Raw genomic sequence first — 20,358 nt, forward strand, 5'->3', positions numbered from 1 at the left:
ACTCACCCCAGTCACATAGTTATCTATGCTCCTGGGGATTCGTTCACTTGCCGCCGCGCTGCAACTCGAAATCTATTAGGTATAAATAACCCAATTGGCTATTTTTATATCCGTTATTTGTAAAGATTTAATAATATTATTCAACGGCTAACATACCGGTCATATTCTTCTTTCGATAAACAAGGGTCGTGAGAATCAACGGAACAATAATGGCGACAAGCATAGCTAATGCGTAAATTAGCCAAAATTGCGGTTTAATCGAAAGAATGCCTGGCAGACCACCCACACCAATACCGTTTGCCAATACACCACTCAACCCACAAATCAACCCGGCTAAACCAGAACCAATCATGGCGCAGAGCATAGGGAATCGATATTTAATATTAATACCGTACATTGCCGGCTCAGTGACCCCTAAATAGGCGGAGATAGCCGCAGGTACGGATAATTCACGTTCATTATGCTTTTTGCTGACTAAAATAATACCAACAACCGCTGATCCCTGAGCAATATTGGATAATGCAATAATAGGCCAAATCGGTGTTCCACCTATACTTTGAACCATCTGCATATCTATAGCTAATGTAGTTTGATGGATACCGGTAATCACCAACGGCGCGTAAAAGAATCCAAATAAAGCTGCCCCAACAGGAGCAAAACTTCCGGTCATCAACGCCTTAACAACCCAAGCTACTCCATCGCCAAGTAACCGACCAAATGGCCCAATAAGGCTATGTGCTAAAAAGGTTGCCAATATTAACGAGACGACCGGAACAATAACTAAATAGAGATAACTAGGAACCACCCGCTTTAACTGAACTTCAATCCACCCCAAAGTAATACCCGCCAAAAGTGACGGAATAACCTGCGCCTGATAACCCACTTTTCCAATTGTGAACAAGCCAAAATTCCATAACTCAGGGATTTGTTGCCCTAAGTGATAAGCGTTCATTAATTGCGGCGAAACCAATGTTATTCCCAATATAATGCCTAATATCGGTGTTCCACCCATCATCCTAACCGCCGACCAACAAATACCCACTGGCAGATAGAAGAATATTGCCTCTCCTAACAACCATAAAAAATCATATATCGTTTTCCAAACGGGATACATTTGAGCTAAAGTTTTACCTTCGCTAAAAGGAATATCACCAATAATATTACGGAAACCTAGAACAAGCCCGCCGCTAATTAATGCAGGTAAGAGAGGAAAAAATATTTCCGCAAACTTAGAAATGAAGCGCTCTTGCCATTTCATATTTTGCTTTTCAACCTGTTGTTTATCTTTTTTATTCAGTTCAGATTGACCAAGACAACTATTTAAAACCTGATAATAATCACCAACATTCGTGCCTATCACTACCTGAAATTGCCCTGCATTGGTAAAACAGCCTTTAACCATCGGTAAATTTTTTATCTCATCTGGCTTGGCTTTAACTGGTTCTACTAATACAAACCTCAATCGGGTAATACAATGAGTTACACTGGCTATATTTTCACAACCACCGATTAATGTAATTAGTTTTTCTATATCTTTAGAATTTATTTTGTTTTTCATAATAGCCAGTCATCATAAGTGAATATCAATTACTAATTAGCATGCTTAGTAAACTAATTTCATCCTAATATCATTTGCTTATGCTTGTCATGGGAACGTTCCCAAAAATGGGTTGAAGATCACATTGAGACAGCAATATTTCTTATTTTTAAGCCAACTTACTCGGAATGATTACTTGTTGTTTGGCGTATTGGCGATTTATTTGCGCGATTAATTGACCGGCTGCATATTTACCTGCCTCACTATAACCCAAGTCAATAGAAAGCGTGTTAGGGTATAAAAAATTCAATAAAGACGTATTACCAATGCTACCTATTTGTATATCTTCCCGATTATTCTGCTGCAAATATTTATATGCACCTAAAGCCAAACTATCGGTTGCACAGATTAAAGCTGTTGTTTTCTCTCTCAATACCTTATTAACATGCTGAAACCCACTCTGATAGCTTAAATCACATTGAACAGAAAGCGGGCGCAAATCTTTCTGTTCACAGCAAGCCAGATAGGATTGATGGCGAAGCAAACCTGTTGTGGTATCACAATCGTCTACGCCGAGAAAACTGATATTTCTGTGCCCCTGCCGATAGAATTCATTCATCAATAAACGGACAGCGCCAATATCGTCATAACATACAGAAGAAAAACCGGTATATTCACGGGCAAATACCACTATTTTGTCACGCCAAGGGCAGAGAAGCTCTTCTGGCAATCCGGTAAAACCGAACAAAATAATGCCATCTGCATGACGTAATGCCAACTGACGTAGATGTTCCTGTAATAGCAGTGGATCAAAATTACTTTCCATAATAATCGGATCGTAACCATGCTGGTAAAACAGAGGCAACATAGTACTTATCGATAAATTCTCTGAAAAAGATCCCAGACGCGACACAATTAAAGCAATAATTTTGTCACTTTTTACTCGCATCGCTCTTGCTGACTTAGATGGAATAAAATTATTTTGTTGAATAATCGCTTCAACTCTTTCACGTACTTGTGGACTTACGCTATTTTCATTGTTTAATACCCGCGAGACTGTTGATTTACCGACATTAGCCAAGCGAGCGATATCTTTTATTGTTAATTTATTCGACATGATATCTCATAAAAATATTATTGAGGTCTTTAGTTTCTTACAAAAATATTGTAAGAAACTAAGTGCCTGTCCCAATAGGCGTAATTATTGCAGGCCATTCTTATAAATGAACAGTGAACACGGACAGCACGGAAAAACCGGAGCGTACACGTAGTACGTGAGGATGACTCGCTCCGCTCGCCCTACGGGCCGCACTAACGTGCGTTCAATGTCTGAGCACTGCCCAAGTTCGCTCTTTATGGCAAAGAACGGCAAATAAAATAGCCTTATTGGGATAGGCAGTAAATTTATATTGTTAATAATTATAAGCTTTAACCTGTGGTCGCAAGAAGATAGCAGGAAAAGCAACCAAAGCCATCATCCAGAAAATGCCACTGTGCAGATAATCATACATAAATCCGGCAATTACCGTCATGACAGCGATACCGCCCCCCATCGCCAATGCGGAATAAGCCGCTTGCAAACGCACAATTTCTCCTTCCTTTCTCGAACCGATAAAACGCATCGCTGCCAAATGGCAGACAGTGAACGTACCACAATGCAAGATTTGAATGATGATCAACACCGGTAATGAGGTGAATGTTCCCATCAATCCCCAGCGAACAACACCACAGATACCAGAAAGCAGCAGAAGATTACGGGCGCTCCAGCGTCGAAATAATTTATTACTCAGAGTAAAAATAATCACTTCAGCCACTACGCCCAATGACCAGAGATAACCGATTACCGAGGCAGAATAACCCGCGTTTCCCCAGTAAATTGCGCTGAAACTGTAATATCCCGCGTGGGCGCCCTGCAATAAAGCCACACATAACAGGAATCGACGTACCGATTTTTCAGACAACAACTGTTTAAATGACACGACATCCACTTTAGCGGATTTGGCTTCACCAACCGGCATGATAGAGGGCCGAAGTAATGTCACCAATAACGTAGAGAAGACGCTAAACAATATCGTGATGAGGATGGCACGATGTCCCCAAACAGAGATTAATTCCCCAGTTAATGCTGAACTGATAATAAAGGCAATTGAACCCCAAACCCGTATTTTGCCGTAATCAAAAGGAAATTGCTTTTGCCATGTTCCCGCCAACGCATCACTCAATGGCATCATCGGCGAAAAAAATAGGTTGAAACCAATCATGACAAATAGGAGCCATGCCCAATGATTTCCTAATGTAAAACCAACAACGAAAATAAAGGTTATCAATGCTGATATACGCAGTGCAGAAATAAGTTTTGCGGGATCTTTAACTGTAGGCGCAATCAATAAACTGCCTAAAAAACGGGAAATTAAGCCTACACCTAATATAACCCCGATCATATCGTGCTCTATACCTTCACCCTGGAGCCAGGTTGCCCAGAAAGGTAAAAATATCCCGTAAGAAAAGAAATATGTGAAGTAATCTAACGCCAGCCAGCGCGTCGATTGAATAACCATTAGTCCCCCTGGTAAAAAATGCAAAAAACCCGCCCTTAACTAACTTAGTTAGCTCAAGAAATTAGATATTGAGAGTTATCTTGAAATGGATATTCCCCAAGGAATATCCACACATCACTCTTCAATTTCTCACTTAAGCAAACAATGTTAGCCGGAGCAGGTTTTATACCCGTCATCTTTCAAGTTGCCTCTTTGTTGGCTGCGCTCACTCACCCCGGTCACATAGTTCCCTATGCTCCCGGGAATTCGCTCCCTTGCCGTCGCGATGCATCTTGAAATCCATAGGGTATATAATGATTTATTGAAATTTTAATTTATGCGTAAACCGGATATTTTGCGCAAATAGTCAAAACTTTCTGCTTAATGGCTTCAATGGTCGCTTCATCATTGATGTTGTCCAATACATCACACATCCAGCCAGCCAATTCACGTGCTTCAGCTTGCTTAAAGCCACGACGGGTAATCGCAGGCGTACCGATACGCACACCAGAAGTCACAAATGGGCTCTTCGGATCATTAGGCACACTATTTTTGTTTACCGTGATATTTGCACGACCCAACGCAGCATCAGCATCTTTACCCGTGATGTTTTTATCAACCAAATCCAACAGGAACAGGTGATTTTCCGTACCACCAGATACCACTTTGTAACCACGTGCCAAAAACACTTCAACCATAGCTTTCGCGTTATCAGCCACCTGATGTTGATACGCTTTGAATTCTGGCTCCATTGCTTCTTTCAATGCCACCGCTTTACCTGCAATAACATGCATCAGCGGCCCACCCTGACAACCAGGGAACACAGAAGAATTCAGTTTCTTATACAGCTCTTCGTCGCCGCCTTTCGCCAGAATCAAACCACCACGTGGGCCGGCCAGTGTCTTATGGGTCGTGGTCGTAACGATGTGAGCATGAGGAACCGGGTTCGGGTACACGCCTGCGGCGATCAAACCAGCAACATGCGCCATATCAACGAACAGATAAGCACCAATGCTGTCTGCAATTTCACGCATTTTTGCCCAGTCAACCACACCGGAGTAAGCCGAGAAACCACCGATAATCATTTTTGGCTGGTGTTTTTGAGCTTGTGCCGCGATATCGTCATAATCGATTTTACCGCTCTCATCGATGCCATAAGGCACAACGTTATATAACTTACCAGAGAAGTTAACTGGAGAGCCGTGAGTCAAATGACCGCCATGCGCCAAATTCATCCCCAGAACCGTATCGCCCGGTTGCAATAAAGTCATATAAACTGCCGCATTCGCCTGAGAACCAGAGTGTGGCTGAACGTTGGCATAATCAGCGCCAAACAGCGCCTTCGCACGATCGATAGCTAATTGTTCAACAACATCTACATATTCACAGCCACCGTAGTAGCGTTTACCCGGATAACCTTCAGCATATTTGTTAGTAAGTTGAGAGCCTTGTGCCTGCATAACTCTTGGGCTGGTATAGTTTTCAGAAGCGATTAACTCAATATGTTCTTCCTGACGAACAACTTCCTGCTCCATCGCCTGCCATAGTTCGGGATCATAACTAGCAATATTCATTTCACGCTTTAACATTGGGTTCTCCTGACTCAGCTAACTTCTCTTCAAAAACACCCCAAGGGGCCGAATGGCACACAGTGTAAACCCTTTTCACCGAATGAGATAGTCTTGACAAAATATTTTACGCAAACGATTGCATATCTATTGCAAGCGAGGTATCGGCGCTAAATAGCATAATGAAAATTGCGCTGTATTTTTCCTCTTCGTCGGAATTTATGACCTAAAATAAACAATTACTTAGGGTAAATATCTTTTAGGCATGTTTTTCTCACCATAAAGACCGCCTTCTATATTTACAAAACCCCAAAAAGGGTATAAGTTGTATTTAAAATATATGTTATAACTTTCATTACCCACTTGAAAGAAATTCAGGAGCTTCACCATGCTGGATAGCCAAACTATTGCAACTGTCAAATCAACTATTCCCCTCCTTTCCGCCACTGGTCCAAAACTGACAGCACACTTCTATGAACGGATGTTTAAACATAACCCTGAGCTGAAAAATATTTTTAATATGAGCCATCAACTTAATGGCGATCAACGTGAAGCCTTGTTCAATGCGATCTGCGCCTATGCAGCCAATATTGATAACTTAGAGGTGCTACTACCGGCAGTGGAAAAAATCGCTCATAAACACGCTAGTCTGAATATTCAACCAAAGCATTATCAAATTGTCGGTACTCATCTGTTGGCAACATTGGATGAAATGTTCCAGCCGGGAAATGAAATTCTGGATGCCTGGGGAAAAGCTTATGGCGTACTCGCTGATGTTTTTATCAATCGCGAAGAGCAAATCTATCATAACGGCGAATCAACCGATGGCGGTTGGCGTGGTTTGCGCCCATTCCGTATCAACCGGAAAGAGCTAAAAAGCGATGTCATTTGCAGCTTTGAATTTGTCCCACAAGATGGCGGGAAAGTGATGGATTACAAACCTGGTCAGTATCTGAGCATTTATCTGGAAGATAATAGTTTTGCTAACCGAGAAATTCGCCAGTATTCATTGACGGCGGCGCCAAACGGTTCCAGCTACCAGATTGCAATTAAACGTGAGCCGCAAGGAACTGTTTCCAACCATATGCACGATAAGATGCAAGAAGGCGATACCGTCTGGCTAGCCGCCCCACGCGGTGATTTTTTCCTTGATATTAAACCAGAAACGCCGGTTACATTGATTTCTGCCGGCGTTGGCTTGACTCCCATGATGAGTATGTTGCATCACCTCCACCAGCAAAACCATAATAGCCAAATTAATTGGTTACATGCAGCGGAACATGGCGGCCATCACGCGTTTAGCAATGAAGTCACAACAATGGCGCAAGCAATGCCAAATTTTGCTAGCACAATTTGGTACCGTGAACCAAGGGATGAAGATCAACAAGGTATTCATTATCAACATAAAGGTTTTATGGATCTGACAGTTCTGAATGAAGCGTTGAAAACAGAAGAAATGCATTTCTATTTCTGTGGTCCAGTTCCCTTCATGCAATATGTAGCGAAACAGTTATTGGATATGGGAATTGATCAACAATTTATTCACTATGAATGTTTTGGTCCACATAAAGTGATTTAAATTTTCAGCTTAATATTAAAAATGTTATGCGGCGATAATAGCCAATATAGCGAACTAAACAAAAACTATATTTAATTTATAGGCTCTAATATTCATGTGTATTGAATGTATTTAATGTGGCTGAAAAAACCAATTCATTACTATTTTAGATGACTTTATGGAGTTTATTTATCATGGAGCCCGTCCTATTGGACGTCAGCTCCATTGATTTCAAAAGTCATGGGTAAGTTTACTCTGACTAGCAATTAATTTTGCTCCACAAGCTGTTTGCATTCCTTCAAGCGCAATAGGTTTTCCTTTATATTTTAAAGAGCCAGAACCCTGAATAATAGGAAATACACCTTTACATTGAGGACACTCGACCAAATCTTCTTGACCTGCTATAGGAACACCATTGTGAGTATATTCATCAATAGCGGTAATAACCTTACCGCCATGATCTGTTGTATCACCTAATAGAATAACCGCTTTTGACATGAAAGTTCTCCCTCGTTTTTCGATTGGTAAATAACATCATTTTCCCATTAAACTTCGGTAATTAATGGTAATAATCCCAGATTTACCAATTGAATTTCAACATCATTGGATTTATCAATATCATCCTGATTTCTTCCATCAAAAATTCCTTTTTTGGTGATAATTAGAGTGCCGATCTGTTCATTATTCTGGTACACAGGGAGCACATCTTCCGCCATAGGCAGATAGGATTTATCAATAATACGGGGCTGGTAAAGCATCCAACCAACACTGAGGCGATCAGGGAAAACTTGTTTGCCTTTTAAGGTATATTCATTCGACTCTACCTGAATATTCGATGAATTACGGCTCAAGGCCAAATAGCTAACCAAATTAATTAACCTCAATACATCAAGCTGATGACTGTCAATATTTAGATTCAATTGCAGCCAAACCCAGTTAGGACGAACACTTGGCATTTTGCTATAATCTATGCCACTAGATAATTCATCCTTTTCACCATCCCATATACCAGTAATAAGAGCCGGAAAATTTTTCTTGTAATCTTTTTCGAAACTTTTTATAGCAACTCCAGTTGGCCCCTGCTCATCAAACACAACATGTTGCAGAGCCTGCTTTCGGGAGTAACCAGTTAAATACCAAGTCTTTTTCTGCCCAAAAAAGATGTCAATTTGCCGTGTGATATTAAATAAGTCTATTAATGCCGTATTAGCGGTAATGGTTTCCTGCTGTTGATAATATACATTGATTTCTAAACGGATTATCGCCATGTTGACCTCGGATTAAACTAAATTATCGCAGGGGGTATAGTGGACACTGATATTTTTATATTTACTAAATAGTACCTTAAAATATCCATAACTGATGGGCTGTAAAAAGTGCCATTCCACGAAAGGTGTTCCTTCTAGCGCATCACAAACCATTTGATGCCTTTCTGCTTGATTCCTAGCTGAATAACTGCCCGTCCACCATCTTTTAGGTTTATTATCCTTAAAAAACTGGTCATATCGCGCTTTAGCCTCCAGAAATAAGCAATACGCTGGCCGCCAGCCATCAAAGGTCACTTTTAAACATTGAAACTCCTGCATCATTTGTGTGGCCGGGTCATATTTAGTTTTAGCAATAAATCGCTGATAGTTAATCGTGATGGCGCTCCAGCGACTAACTTTACGATACTTTTCACTCGTCACCGGAATAGCCAGGCAAGCCTGACACTCTTTTTTAGTTTCCTTTTTTTCACACTCTTCCGTCTTAGACTGTGCTTTAGTCTGAACCGCACTGGTATCAACGGATTCCTCCCCTAAATCATCGTCCTCCCAAAAATCCGCATAGGCTTCGGCACTCCAGACAATATTTCGATCTTCGTCGGTGATTTCAGGGCTTATCACAAAATCCGTTTTCTTATGGTGAATGTCGTCATCGTCTATAACGGATTTATCTTTACCCGCTTCCATGATGCCGACTGCAATTAATACCCCGGCACAAGCGCTGGCGACATATTCAGCCGCACCCACTGCAACAGGGGCTAATAAGGGTATTGGCATATTAATTTCTCCTGTTCATCTTATTTTTTTGCAATAATAGGCACACCATTGTGAGTATATTCATCAATAGCGGTAATAACCTTACCGCCATGATCTGTCGTATCACCTAACAGAATAACCGCTTTTGACATAAAAGTTCTCTCTCGTTTTTCGATTGGTAAATAACATCATTCCCCCATTAAACTTCGGTAATTAATGGCAGTAATCCCAAGTTCACCAATTGAATTTCAATATCATTGGATTTATCAATATCATCCTGATTTCTTCCATCAAAAATTCCTTTTTTGGTAATAATCAACGTGCCAACCTGTTCATTATTTTGATACACAGGGAGCACATCCTCCGCCATAGGCAGATAGGATTTATCAATAATGCGGGGCTGGTAAAGCATCCAGCCGACACTGAGGCGATCAGGGAAAACTTGTTTGCCTTTTAAGGTATAGCCGTTAGTTTCTACTTGAATATAAGGAAAATCACGACTGGTCGCTAAGTATTTAACTAAATCAATTAATCGGGATAGACTAAGCTGACTAGTATCAGTCGTTAAATTTAATACTAACCAAACCCAATTGGGACGAAAAGTTGATGATTTAAAGTAATCAATTCCACTATCCAATTCATCCTTTTCACCATCCCATATACCAGTAATAAGAGCAGGAAAATTTTTCCTATAATCTTTTTCAAAACTTCTTATGGCAACTTCAGTTGGCCCCTGCTCATCAAATACAATATGTTTCAAGGCATCTTTACGGGAATATCCCTTTAAGAACCAGTTTTTTTTCTGTCCCAGAAAGATATCTATTTGTCGAGTAATATGAAACAAATCTATCAATGCGATATTAGGAGTAATGTTTTCTTGTTGCTCATAACGTACATTAAATTTTATATGAATTATTGCCATGTTAACCTCGTGTTAAACTAAACTGTCGCAAGGGGTATAGTGAACACTGATATTTTTATATTCACCGAACAATATCTTAAAATAGCTAGAACTGACAGGTTGTAAAAAATGCCATTCCACCTGGGGAGTATTTTCCAATGCATCACAAACTACTTGATGTCTGCGTGCTTGGCCTTTAGCGGAATAAATTCCCTGCCACCAATTTTTAGGATTTCCTTCACTATTAAAAAATTGATCATACCGAGCCTTGGCCTCTAGAAATAAGCAATATGCTGGCCGCCAGCCATCAAAGGTGACTTTCAGGCACTGAAACTCCTGGATCATTTGTGTGGTCGGGTCATATTTAGTTTTAGCAATAAATCGCTGATAGTTAATCGTGATGGCGCTCCAACGACTAACTTTACGATACTTTTCACTCGTCACCGGAATAGCCAGGCAAGCCTGACACTCTTTTTTAGTTTCCGTTTTTTCACACTCTTCCGTCTTAGACTGTGCTTTAGTCTGAACTGCACTGGTATCAACGGATTCCTCCCCTAAATCATCGTCCTCCCAAAAATCCGCATGCGCTTCGGCGCTCCAGACGATATTTCGATCTTCGTCGGTGATGTCAGGGCTGATTACAAAGTCCGTTTTTTTATGTCGAATGTTGTCATCGTCTATCACGGATTTATCTTTACCCGCTTCCATGATACCGACTGCAATTAATACTCCAGCACAGGCGCTGGCGACATATTCAGCCGCACCCACTGCAACAGGGGCTAATAAGGGTATTGGCATATTAACGTCTCCTGTTTATCTTATTTTTTGCAATACAAAGAATATCTTTAAACTGTTGTTCGGATTTCTGATCAGGAGATTCCAAAGCAGACTTGATTGACGAGGCATGCTGAAAATCAGGATTAAATGCGACCAGAGATAAATAGGCTTGAATCAAGTATTTATCCTGAAAGTTTAACGTCAGCAAATAATCATAAGCAGCCATTAGCCGCTCGTTCAGCGAAGATGGAGAAGGAATTAAATCCGCATGTTTGGCAAGAAGTTCAGCTTGTATACGATCAATAACCGTCTGTTTTTCCAATCTGGTGATAATATCAAACTGTTCCTGAGTCAATTCAATCATAATGGAGCTCCTGACACCGAATAATAAGTGGTATGGTATTGATAAACCCATTTATCAATACCATGCGTAAATGCAGACAATTGCTCATGGCTAAAAATGTCACTGATGCGATGCAAAATACGGGGATCATAAAAACGTAGCAGTGCCGTCTGTTTTGTCGGCAGTTGAATATTCAAATATGGCACAAGATGGTGGGTCAACTTATCTAATGATAGAGCGGTTAACAGCCATGATACTGCCGGATATGTTTCTTCAAGAGTTGATAATTTATCTTGCCACTGATGAGCATATTCCATATCAAACAGCCACGGGCCTGCAAACGCAACTTTTGAATCTGGATAGTGCCGGAATAGTGGGTTGTTGACACCCACGATATAATTAATTTCTTCACCAAAACAGCGCTCATACTGCAAACCACTCACCAACGCATAAAGCCGAACGCCGGGATGTTCTTTCTGATAATTAACCAGTTTTTCGCTTAATTCAGGTGTCATAATTACCCCCGGATAACGGTTATTGCTTCTTCAAGCTCAGCTTTCATCAAACAACTGAGACAAATTTCTTTAAGTGGTGCTTTAGCAACAGGAGTGGATATTTCAGCACTGACCTGTTTCAGTTTATCCAGCATATCCGGCAACTTTCCTCCCCAACCCGAACCTGTGCCCGGTGTTCCACTGGCAAAACTAATCCCGGCACTACTGCTGATACCACTGGCATCAATTTTAATAAAATGCCCCGCAGCCTGTAAGGTGAGCTCGCTGCCGGCATCAATAACCACCTTCGCCCCGGAACTGAGATGAATTTCATTTCCACTTTGTACCAACAACGCATCGTCAGCTTTGATATGAAGTTTTTGCCCGGTTGAAACGGAAATATCATGCTTCGCCAGAACACGATATTCATTATCAACACGTAAGTGGGCGTCGTGTTTAATATGATGAGTCCGATTATGTGCAATATTGACCATTTCATCGTTTAAAATCTCAGTTTTCATATTCTTCTGAGCATGAATATAGATTTCTTCATCGCCTTTATCATCGTCAAAACGCAGTTCATTAAACCCTTCCCCTTTATGGGTTTTTGATCGGATTAACATTTGCGTTTTTGCCATCGGTAAACGGTTCGGTGGGATATTGACGGCATTATAGGTTCGTCCAGTAATAATCGGCTGGTCAGGATCGCCATGCATAAAATCAACCAATACTTCCTGACCAACACGCGGGATGGTAATCATTCCCCAACCGTGTCCAGCCCAAGCTTGGCTAACTCTTATCCAGCAAGAACTTTGATCATTAAGCTTGCCATACCGATCCCAGGCAAATTGCACCCGTACCCGTCCATATTCATCACAAAATATTTCTTCTCCCTCTGGACCCACCACGGTGGCAATTTGCAGGCCATCAATATGTGGCTTGGGGTAAGGCAAGGGACGCCATACCCGGTTGGGACTACCAAAGGTAAAACCATTCGTCAAAGTCGTCCCTCTGCGATCAAAATGAGATTCATCTGCTTGAGGTTGATGGCCACGGTGAGTAATTTGGATTATTTGCCACGGTGCATTAAATTTTTCTTTCGGATGATCGGTAAGCGTAAACCACATGCCCGGCAAGAGAGCAAAACTGTCACTCTGCCCACTGCCGAGCAAAGCATCATTACGCAATGCCTCCAACCGATATTGGCTTATCCGTTGCCCATTTCCATCTTTATAACGTCCGGGAAAGTCATAGTAATAGTAGCTATTTAAATCCGAACGCTGATTATTGATGTACCTATGGTTCTCATGGAATTGAAAATCAGCATACCACCGGGGATGTTTAAATGTGTAATCTCTCACCGAAACTTCAGCAATGCCCACCCTTTCCCCCCAACGAAACTGGCTGATGCAACACTGGTTGCCTGTGGCATCAAGTTCTGGGTTGTAGGGCAGTGAAAGAGAGCCATTCTTGGCATAAGAGTCGACAAAAACCATTGTCGGCTCGCCCTTACCCTGATCAAAGTAATAGTAATAAAAGATCCCTTCATCAGCTAACAGACGCTGTAAAAAAGCCAAATCACTCTCATCGTACTGAACACAGAATTCCCGCGCTGGATGTTCATAACGCAATAGACAAGAGAATTGACGAATGCCATTTTCTTTCAATAGCCTATCAATAATATCGGCAACGGATTTATTCTGAAAAATACGGGAGTTAACCCGCAATCCGGCACGCCACAAGGAAGGATGGAGGGTCAGGTAGTAACAACTACGATAACGGCCCGTTGTTTCCTGCACAAAATGAGTCACAATCCCAGTGATATAACGCTCAGGCTGCCCGTCACGATAAACGGTCAATGTAGCGTATTTATCCAGAACATCCGCAAAATCAATGTCTGGATTGGCACAAGTTAGTGTGGCTTGCAAACTGAATAGCGTTGACAAGGCTTCATTCAGTGTAAATTCAACCACAGCAAAAGTTTTCACAGGGAGATTACCGGCTGTGAGAGTAAAAACAAGTCCGGTTCGTTCCACATTAAGATCATTAACCATAAGCATTATTACCTATAATTGAGTTGTCAGTCCGCAATATACCCACACGAAATGATCACAAAAGAATCAATTATGATATTTTTTAATCAATCAGGCAATAAGATCATAAGAAAATATGATGAAATACAACATTGGCGCCACAGTGGAGTTTGGTAACTTTCAAACGAACTTTCCGCAACTCTGTTATCATCCATATCCCAAACAGCGCCATGTGGCATAGAATGCTTTGATTATCTCAGGAACCATCTTTAATCGGTTTTTTAAAGATAGCCTTAAATTCTCCCAATAAATTTAAATTGATAATAGCCATTAAGGTTAGATGATTGATTTAAAACACATTCAGTAATTTACAAAAGATAAATTTATTTATCAAAACGGCATACGGCCACCTTGAGAATAATTAATTTATACTGTATTTTCAAATAATTATTTAATTAACCACATCCCTGATTATGGCTGATTAATATATTTATCTAATCTTTATATTATATTGACAGGGGTTTTACTCCACTCTCAATATTTTCTATATTAGCCAATATCTTAATTCTGAATGCCAATATCCTATTTTGCTTTAGCGATTACCTATCGAAAACTCCGGCGATTTTTATCGAGGGTGACCATAGCTTTTTTCCGCCTATCACCACCCTCAAAATTTAAATTGGATTAAATCGCCTCTTCGTCCTGCTCACCGGTACGAATACGTACAACACGCGCCACATCGAATACAAATATTTTACCATCGCCGATTTTTCCGGTCTGTGCAGTCTGCATAATAGTTTCAACACAAGTATCGACAATATCATCTGGCACGACAATTTCGATTTTCACTTTTGGCAGAAAATCCACCATATATTCCGCACCGCGATACAGTTCGGTATGTCCTTTCTGGCGCCCAAAACCTTTTACCTCGGTTACCGTCATTCCGGTGATACCCACTTCCGCCAGAGCTTCACGCACATCATCCAGCTTGAAAGGTTTGATAATCGCATCAATCTTTTTCATGAAGTTTTCCTGTTGTTACCAATTTTTACGGCCGAAACCAGAGGTAATCGGGTAACGTCTGTCTTTACCAAAATTACGGTGCGTAATACGCGGACCCACCGGAGCTTGACGACGTTTATATTCGTTAATATCAACCAAACGAACAACTTTGCGTACAATCTGCTCATCAAACCCCGCTGCCGCCAGCTCATCAACCGACTTATCCTGTTCCACATAACCTTCCAGAATATCATCCAGAATGTCATAAGGCGGTAAACTGTCCTGATCAAGCTGCCCAGGCGCCAATTCTGCCGATGGCGGACGATCAATGACTCTTTGAGGTATCGCCGGCGAAACAGTATTACGATATTTTGCTAATTCAAATACCAACGTTTTCGGTACATCTTTCAGCGCATTAAAACCACCCGCCATATCACCATATAATGTGGAATATCCCACCGCTGATTCACTCTTATTACTGGTCGTCAGCACCAGACGATGGCGTTTATTAGACATCGCCATCAGAATAACGGCACGACAACGCGCCTGTAAATTCTCTTCGGTGGTGTCTTTGGCCGTACCCGCAAATAGCGGTTCAAATTGTGCCATAAATGCATCAAACATCGGTTCGATCGATACCACATTAAACTCAACGCCCAACATATCAGCTTGTTCTTTAGCATCTTCTATACTCATTTCAGATGTATAGCGAAATGGCATCATAACAGCCTGAACATGATCTTTACCCAATGCATCAACAGCAATTGCCAACGTTAAACCAGAGTCAATTCCCCCGGATAAGCCTAACAACACGCCTTGAAAACCATTTTTGCGCACGTAATCATGCACTGAAAGGACTAATGCCTGATATACCTGTTGCAATGGCGGTAATTCAAGCGCCGGATTAACCATAGGTTCAATCTTTAATTCATTAAAGCGGCATTGTTGGATTTGTTCATTAAATGCGGCTAGCCGGTGAGTCACTTCACCATTTGCATTAAAAACTTTAGAACAGCCATCGAAAATCAGCTCATCCTGACCACCAACCTGATTAAGATAAATCATGGATAAATCTGTACGTTGGCAATGTTCTCTAATCAGTTCATAACGAATATAAGGTTTTTCACGATTATATGGAGAAGCATTAATAGAAAGAATTAAGTCTGCACCGGCCTGTTTTAAGGCATCAATCGGTTCATCAAACCATAAATCTTCACAAATTAATAAGCCGAGATTGTAGCCCTTAAATGGCACAACACAGCTTTGATCGCCCGCTTTAAAATAGCGTTTTTCATCAAAAACACCATAATTTGGTAACCGTTGTTTGAAATAACGGGCCAAAATTTTCCCTTGCCAGAATAAGGAAAGCGCGTTGTAAATCTCCCCGTCCTGCTCCCAAGGATGACCAACTAAAATAGCCGTTTGACAACTGGCCGCCTGTAAACGCGCTAATTGCTCACGGCAACGCTGATGAAAATCAGCCCGGAATAATAGATCTTCTGGAGAATAACCGGATATCGCCAGTTCAGAAAACATCACCAAATCAGCACCTTGTTGCTGTTGTTCCTGTACTGTCTGCAACATACGTTCACAGTTGCCTTCAATGTCGCCAATCATCCAATTAAGCTGTGCAAGGGCAATATTAAGAGTACGGCTCATAAAATTTGGCTCTCCCAAGCCACCAATCTTTATACCAGTGTAAAAACTTCCTGAGCAGCAGAAAAGTTATTCTTTAAAATCATTCGCATCCAATTCATGGCGCGCCAGTAATTTGTAGAATTCAGTCCGGTTACGTCCCGCCATACGCGCCGCATGAGTCACATTCCCTTTGGTCATTTGCAGTAATTTACGCAGATAATTCAGTTCAAACTGATTTCTGGCTTCTACAAACGTGGGTAACGCTGTATTTTCCCCTTCCAGCGCCTGCATAACCAAGGCTTCACTAATAACCGGCGCGGTAGTGAGCGCAACACACTGTTCAATCACATTAACAAGCTGACGCACATTGCCAGGCCAACTTGCCGCCATCAGGCATTTCATGGCATCAACGGAGAAACTACGGACAAAAGGTTTATGGCGCTTCGCTGATTCACGCAACAGATGATTCGCCAATAAAGGAATATCTTCAACCCGGCCATTCAAAGCTGGAATTTTCAAGTTCACCACATTTAGGCGGTAATAGAGATCTTCGCGAAACTCATTTTTTGCCATTGCCTTCGGTAAATCACGGTGAGTCGCGGAGATAATCCGTACATCAATATCCAGATCGCGGTTACTTCCGAGCGGGCGTATTTTACGTTCCTGCAATACCCGCAATAATTTAACCTGCAAAGCCAGCGGCATATCGCCGATTTCATCAAGAAACAGCGTTCCCCCTTGTGCAGTAAGGAACAGCCCTTCACGGCTACTGACCGCGCCGGTAAATGCCCCTTTGGCATGACCAAACAGTTCTGACTCAAGGAGTTGTTCCGGCAAAGCACCACAGTTAATCGCGATAAATGGTTTTTTCGCCCGAGGGCTGGCGCGGTGAATTGCCTGGGCTAACACTTCCTTCCCGGTACCGCTCTGACCGTTGATCAGCACGCTTACATCAGATTGCGCGACCATTCGCGCCTGCTCCAACAAACGCAACATAACAGGACTGCGGGTAACTATCTGCTCCCGCCATTGTTCATCACTGGCGGGCGTGGTTAACGCCAATGCGCCATCAATCGCTTTATAAAGCGCATCCCGATCAACCGGTTTAGTCAGAAAACTAAAAACCCCCTGTTGAGTGGCCGCCACTGCCTCTGGAATTGAACCATGAGCCGTCAGAATAATAACCGGCATGCCCGGTTGTTGTTTCTGGATTTCAGCGAACAGCGCCATACCATCCATTTCATCCATACGCAGGTCGCTGATCACCAAATCGATTTTTTCTTTAGTCAACAGTTTCAACGCTTCACCGCCACTTTCTGCGGTTGTGACACGAAAACCTTCACTGGTAAGACGCATTCCCAACAATTTCAACAAACCAGGATCGTCATCAACCAGAAGAAGATGGGCTGGCTTACGCGCTGTCATGGTGCTGCTCCTTTATCTGATTCAGAGGTATTGTTTGGCGTACTGTTTTTGTTGTTAGGTAATGCCGGCGTCGCTGGCGTTTCAGCATGTTTATCTGAATTGCCTGATCCAGCACTTCCCTGATTTTGCTTACGGGAAGAGAGCTGACGCTCAATATCTGTCAGGTTTTCCAGTTTACGCGAAGTTTCTTGTAGCTCAAATTCCAACCGTGCGCGACTTTCACGCAGACGATCAAGTTTATTATCCGTATCTGCCTGTAATTTTTGGAATCTTGCCCGCTCCTCAGCCACGGCAATTTGCTGAACCTGCTGTTCGCGCCATAACTGTAATAACGACCGCAATGAATCTGGGAATTTCAGCCGATATTTGTTGAGATTTTCAACTATTTTCCGACGCTCAGACAGCGTAGGCCCGGCACTGTTAAGTAAGATACTTTGTTTAAACGCCATATCCCAAGTACCCGGAAGCGTGTATTTCGCCATATTACGTGCTTTCGCTGATGTCAGACGATCTGAACAGCTCATCAATCGCAACCAGTAAAGCGCATTCTCAATCGACGACGTCGTCTCTAAATCCCACATTAACTCACACTCTGCAATGCGGTAATCCGTTATCCGTTGCTCTGGTATTACCATTTGCGTCACTGCCGTCAAATTATTATTAACCGGATTTTTGACGCAACCCGCCAATAAAAAAGCGACGAAGATCAACAGCATCATGCCAAAACCCCAAACTGAAACTCGTGGTAATAACAATCTGGCAACCAACACGTTTTTCCCAGGTTGTACTGCAATATTCTGCCGATCCGTCTTTTGTACAAAACGGTAAGTAGACCTGTTATGCATTATTTATTCATTCTCAGCAGCTAATGGCAATTTAATACGAAAACATACGTCAGCAAATTCGCTCTGAATTAATATCAGTTCGCCCCCCATACGCTTAATACAATCCTGCGCAATACTTAGCCCAAGACCGCTGCCTTTCACGGCACCTTTACGCTGGAGCGTTCCCTGATAGAACGGTTCAAAAATCATACTGCGTTCCGATTCAGGAATTGGCGTACCTGTATTAGCAACATTAATCTGAACATATTTGCCAACCTGACGACTTGAAACCCAGATGTTACCGGATTCGGCGCCATAGTGCACCGCATTAGAGTAGAGATTATCGATAACCCGCATTAATAACGTAGGCTCTGCCCATAAAATATCAGCATCAAGCTGAGTTTCCGTCCGAATATTCTTCGATCTCGCAGGTAAGCTGTGGGATAAAACCACTTCATTAACAATTTCCCGCAGAGAAATCTGCTGTTGCTCCGTCGGGCCATCCGCCAGTTTACGGTTATAATCCAATAATTGCTCGATCAATTGCTGTAAATGTTTACTACTATTATCAAGAATAGCAACCACTTCTTGCTGATCGGCCGTTAATGGCCCTGCCACTTCATCAGCCAGTAATTCTGTTCCTTCCCGCATACTTGCCAGCGGTGTTTTCAGTTCATGGGAAATATGACGTAAAAACTCATGGCGCTGTGATTCCAGCCAGGCTAAACGTTCACTAAGCCAGATAATTCGCTGTGCTAAAGAACGGAGTTCTCGCGGCCCCTTAAAAGAATCTATACGCACGCCCAATGATTGCCCTTCCCCTAATCGGTTAATCATGCGCTCAATCCCTTTAACCGGCCCGATAATCATGCGAGTAAATAACGCGACCAATAACGCACTCAGTAGAAATAAAATAAGACTCTGCCAGCCAAAAAATTGCCCTTTTTCAGCAATATCTCTCTGTAGCTGTTCTCCCCGGCTGAAAATAATATCACGGGTAGCCTGTACCATCTGGCTATTAGCATTGGAGAATTGCTCAAGTAATTGAGCGGCAGGTTGGGTAGGTTCACTATTAAGACAAGTGATCTTTGTCAATTGCGACAATAAACTGTTAAGCGTCTTAATATATTTTTGATCATCAAGTATAGCCATCTGATCTTTCAGCATTTTAGAATATTGCCCATATTGCCTTTGGTAAAGGTTTTCCAACGTCTTATCCCCTAACACGCAATATTGGCGGTAACTGCGCTCCATCTCCAACGCAATACCTGTCATAGCCTCACTGCGGCGGGCATCCGCTAGCGTGGTACGGTTTATATCAGCCGCTTGCTCACTGAGTTGATCAAGACTCTGATAAGCCTGATAAGCCAAAACCAACAACGGCAATAACACCAGCCAGAAGGCCATGACAACTAATTGGCGCAATGAGCGCGGAAATAAACGCCATTTTTTCAAGGAAATCATCTCGTAACCTGTCAATACACCAATGCTAACCGACAAAGGGCTGATAGAAAAACCCATCGGCTGATAAATTCTGCTGTGACTGAAAATCAGTTTAGACGCAAACAGTACAAAGGGGCAGGTAAACACCTGAGCGATGACGGCGGGATAACAGTTTTTGCTACTATCCCGCCAGTGAGGATACTTATGCCTGTTGTTTATCTACAGTCAGGCATAGGTGGTGCCTCACTCCACGTGTC

The 20,358-nt window shown here is 42.1% G+C and carries 17 protein-coding genes and 2 pseudogenes; 1 reads left to right on the plus strand and 18 read right to left on the minus strand.

What is annotated here, in order from left to right; genetic code table 11:
• Positions 1-136: 136 nt before the first annotated feature.
• From treB to glyA, 4 genes are all read right to left on the minus strand, one after another.
• Entirely contained in the window at positions 137-1,558 is a 1,422-nt protein-coding gene (gene treB, locus OO184_RS15625; RefSeq protein ID WP_265379971.1) for a PTS trehalose transporter subunit IIBC, read from the minus strand.
• Positions 1,559-1,706: 148 nt separating this feature from the next.
• Positions 1,707-2,654: a trehalose operon repressor TreR gene (gene treR / locus OO184_RS15630; RefSeq protein ID WP_265379972.1), complete on the minus strand. Its 948-nt coding sequence runs from the start codon at positions 2,652-2,654 to the stop codon at positions 1,707-1,709.
• Positions 2,655-2,949: 295 nt separating this feature from the next.
• Complete coding sequence (locus OO184_RS15635; protein ID WP_265379973.1) at positions 2,950-4,095, minus strand: 3-phenylpropionate MFS transporter; 1,146 nt, start codon at positions 4,093-4,095, stop codon at positions 2,950-2,952.
• Between the two features lie 314 nt (positions 4,096-4,409).
• The gene (gene glyA, locus OO184_RS15640) at positions 4,410-5,663 is read right to left on the minus strand and encodes a serine hydroxymethyltransferase (RefSeq protein WP_265379974.1); all 1,254 of its coding nucleotides are present in this window, start codon (positions 5,661-5,663) and stop codon (positions 4,410-4,412) included.
• 364 nt (positions 5,664-6,027) lie between these two features.
• On the opposite strand from glyA, the pseudogene hmpA reads away from it, so the two are divergent.
• A pseudogene (hmpA, locus tag OO184_RS15645) lies at positions 6,028-7,221 on the plus strand (NO-inducible flavohemoprotein); the annotation flags it as partial.
• Positions 7,222-7,431: 210 nt separating this feature from the next.
• Here the strand turns inward: hmpA and OO184_RS15650 are convergent.
• From OO184_RS15650 to OO184_RS15715, 14 genes and pseudogenes are all read right to left on the minus strand, one after another.
• The gene (locus OO184_RS15650) at positions 7,432-7,698 is read right to left on the minus strand and encodes a PAAR domain-containing protein (RefSeq protein ID WP_049584217.1); all 267 of its coding nucleotides are present in this window, start codon (positions 7,696-7,698) and stop codon (positions 7,432-7,434) included.
• Positions 7,699-7,745: 47 nt separating this feature from the next.
• Positions 7,746-8,468, minus strand: coding sequence for an Imm52 family immunity protein (locus tag OO184_RS15655; protein ID WP_265379976.1), 723 nt, complete (start codon positions 8,466-8,468; stop codon positions 7,746-7,748).
• A gap of 12 nt (positions 8,469-8,480) precedes the next feature.
• Entirely contained in the window at positions 8,481-9,242 is a 762-nt protein-coding gene (locus OO184_RS15660; RefSeq protein WP_265379977.1) for a restriction endonuclease fold toxin 5 domain-containing protein, read from the minus strand.
• A 26-nt stretch (positions 9,243-9,268) separates the two neighbouring features.
• Positions 9,269-9,373, minus strand: a pseudogene (locus OO184_RS25070) (PAAR domain-containing protein); the annotation flags it as partial.
• A 47-nt stretch (positions 9,374-9,420) separates the two neighbouring features.
• Entirely contained in the window at positions 9,421-10,143 is a 723-nt protein-coding gene (locus tag OO184_RS15670; RefSeq protein WP_265379978.1) for an Imm52 family immunity protein, read from the minus strand.
• 12 nt (positions 10,144-10,155) lie between these two features.
• Positions 10,156-10,920 (minus strand): restriction endonuclease fold toxin 5 domain-containing protein, encoded by a 765-nt coding sequence (locus OO184_RS15675; RefSeq protein ID WP_265379979.1) that lies wholly within the window; start codon positions 10,918-10,920, stop codon positions 10,156-10,158.
• Position 10,921: 1 nt separating this feature from the next.
• On the minus strand, positions 10,922-11,263 hold the full coding sequence (locus OO184_RS15680; RefSeq protein WP_265379980.1) for a hypothetical protein: 342 nt from the start codon (positions 11,261-11,263) through the stop codon (positions 10,922-10,924).
• Complete coding sequence (locus tag OO184_RS15685; RefSeq protein WP_049584202.1) at positions 11,260-11,757, minus strand: DUF4123 domain-containing protein; 498 nt, start codon at positions 11,755-11,757, stop codon at positions 11,260-11,262. Before OO184_RS15685 ends, OO184_RS15680 begins: the two co-directional genes overlap by 4 nt.
• A 2-nt stretch (positions 11,758-11,759) precedes the next feature.
• Entirely contained in the window at positions 11,760-13,790 is a 2,031-nt protein-coding gene (locus OO184_RS15690; protein WP_265379981.1) for a type VI secretion system Vgr family protein, read from the minus strand.
• Between the two features lie 663 nt (positions 13,791-14,453).
• Positions 14,454-14,792 carry a nitrogen regulatory protein P-II gene (gene glnB / locus OO184_RS15695; RefSeq protein ID WP_011147501.1) on the minus strand — a complete coding sequence of 113 codons (339 nt, stop codon included), beginning with the start codon at positions 14,790-14,792 and terminating at the stop codon, positions 14,454-14,456.
• A gap of 15 nt (positions 14,793-14,807) precedes the next feature.
• Positions 14,808-16,430 carry an NAD+ synthase gene (locus OO184_RS15700; RefSeq protein ID WP_265379982.1) on the minus strand — a complete coding sequence of 541 codons (1,623 nt, stop codon included), beginning with the start codon at positions 16,428-16,430 and terminating at the stop codon, positions 14,808-14,810.
• A 66-nt stretch (positions 16,431-16,496) separates the two neighbouring features.
• The gene (gene glrR, locus OO184_RS15705) at positions 16,497-17,834 is read right to left on the minus strand and encodes a two-component system response regulator GlrR (RefSeq protein ID WP_265379983.1); all 1,338 of its coding nucleotides are present in this window, start codon (positions 17,832-17,834) and stop codon (positions 16,497-16,499) included.
• Positions 17,831-18,679: a two-component system QseEF-associated lipoprotein QseG gene (gene qseG, locus OO184_RS15710; RefSeq protein ID WP_265379984.1), complete on the minus strand. Its 849-nt coding sequence runs from the start codon at positions 18,677-18,679 to the stop codon at positions 17,831-17,833. Before qseG ends, glrR begins: the two co-directional genes overlap by 4 nt.
• 3 nt (positions 18,680-18,682) lie before the next feature.
• Positions 18,683-20,122, minus strand: coding sequence for a sensor histidine kinase (locus tag OO184_RS15715; protein ID WP_265379985.1), 1,440 nt, complete (start codon positions 20,120-20,122; stop codon positions 18,683-18,685).
• Positions 20,123-20,358 lie beyond the last annotated feature (236 nt).

Source organism: Photorhabdus aballayi (assembly GCF_026153155.1).
Lineage (GTDB): Bacteria > Pseudomonadota > Gammaproteobacteria > Enterobacterales > Enterobacteriaceae > Photorhabdus > Photorhabdus luminescens.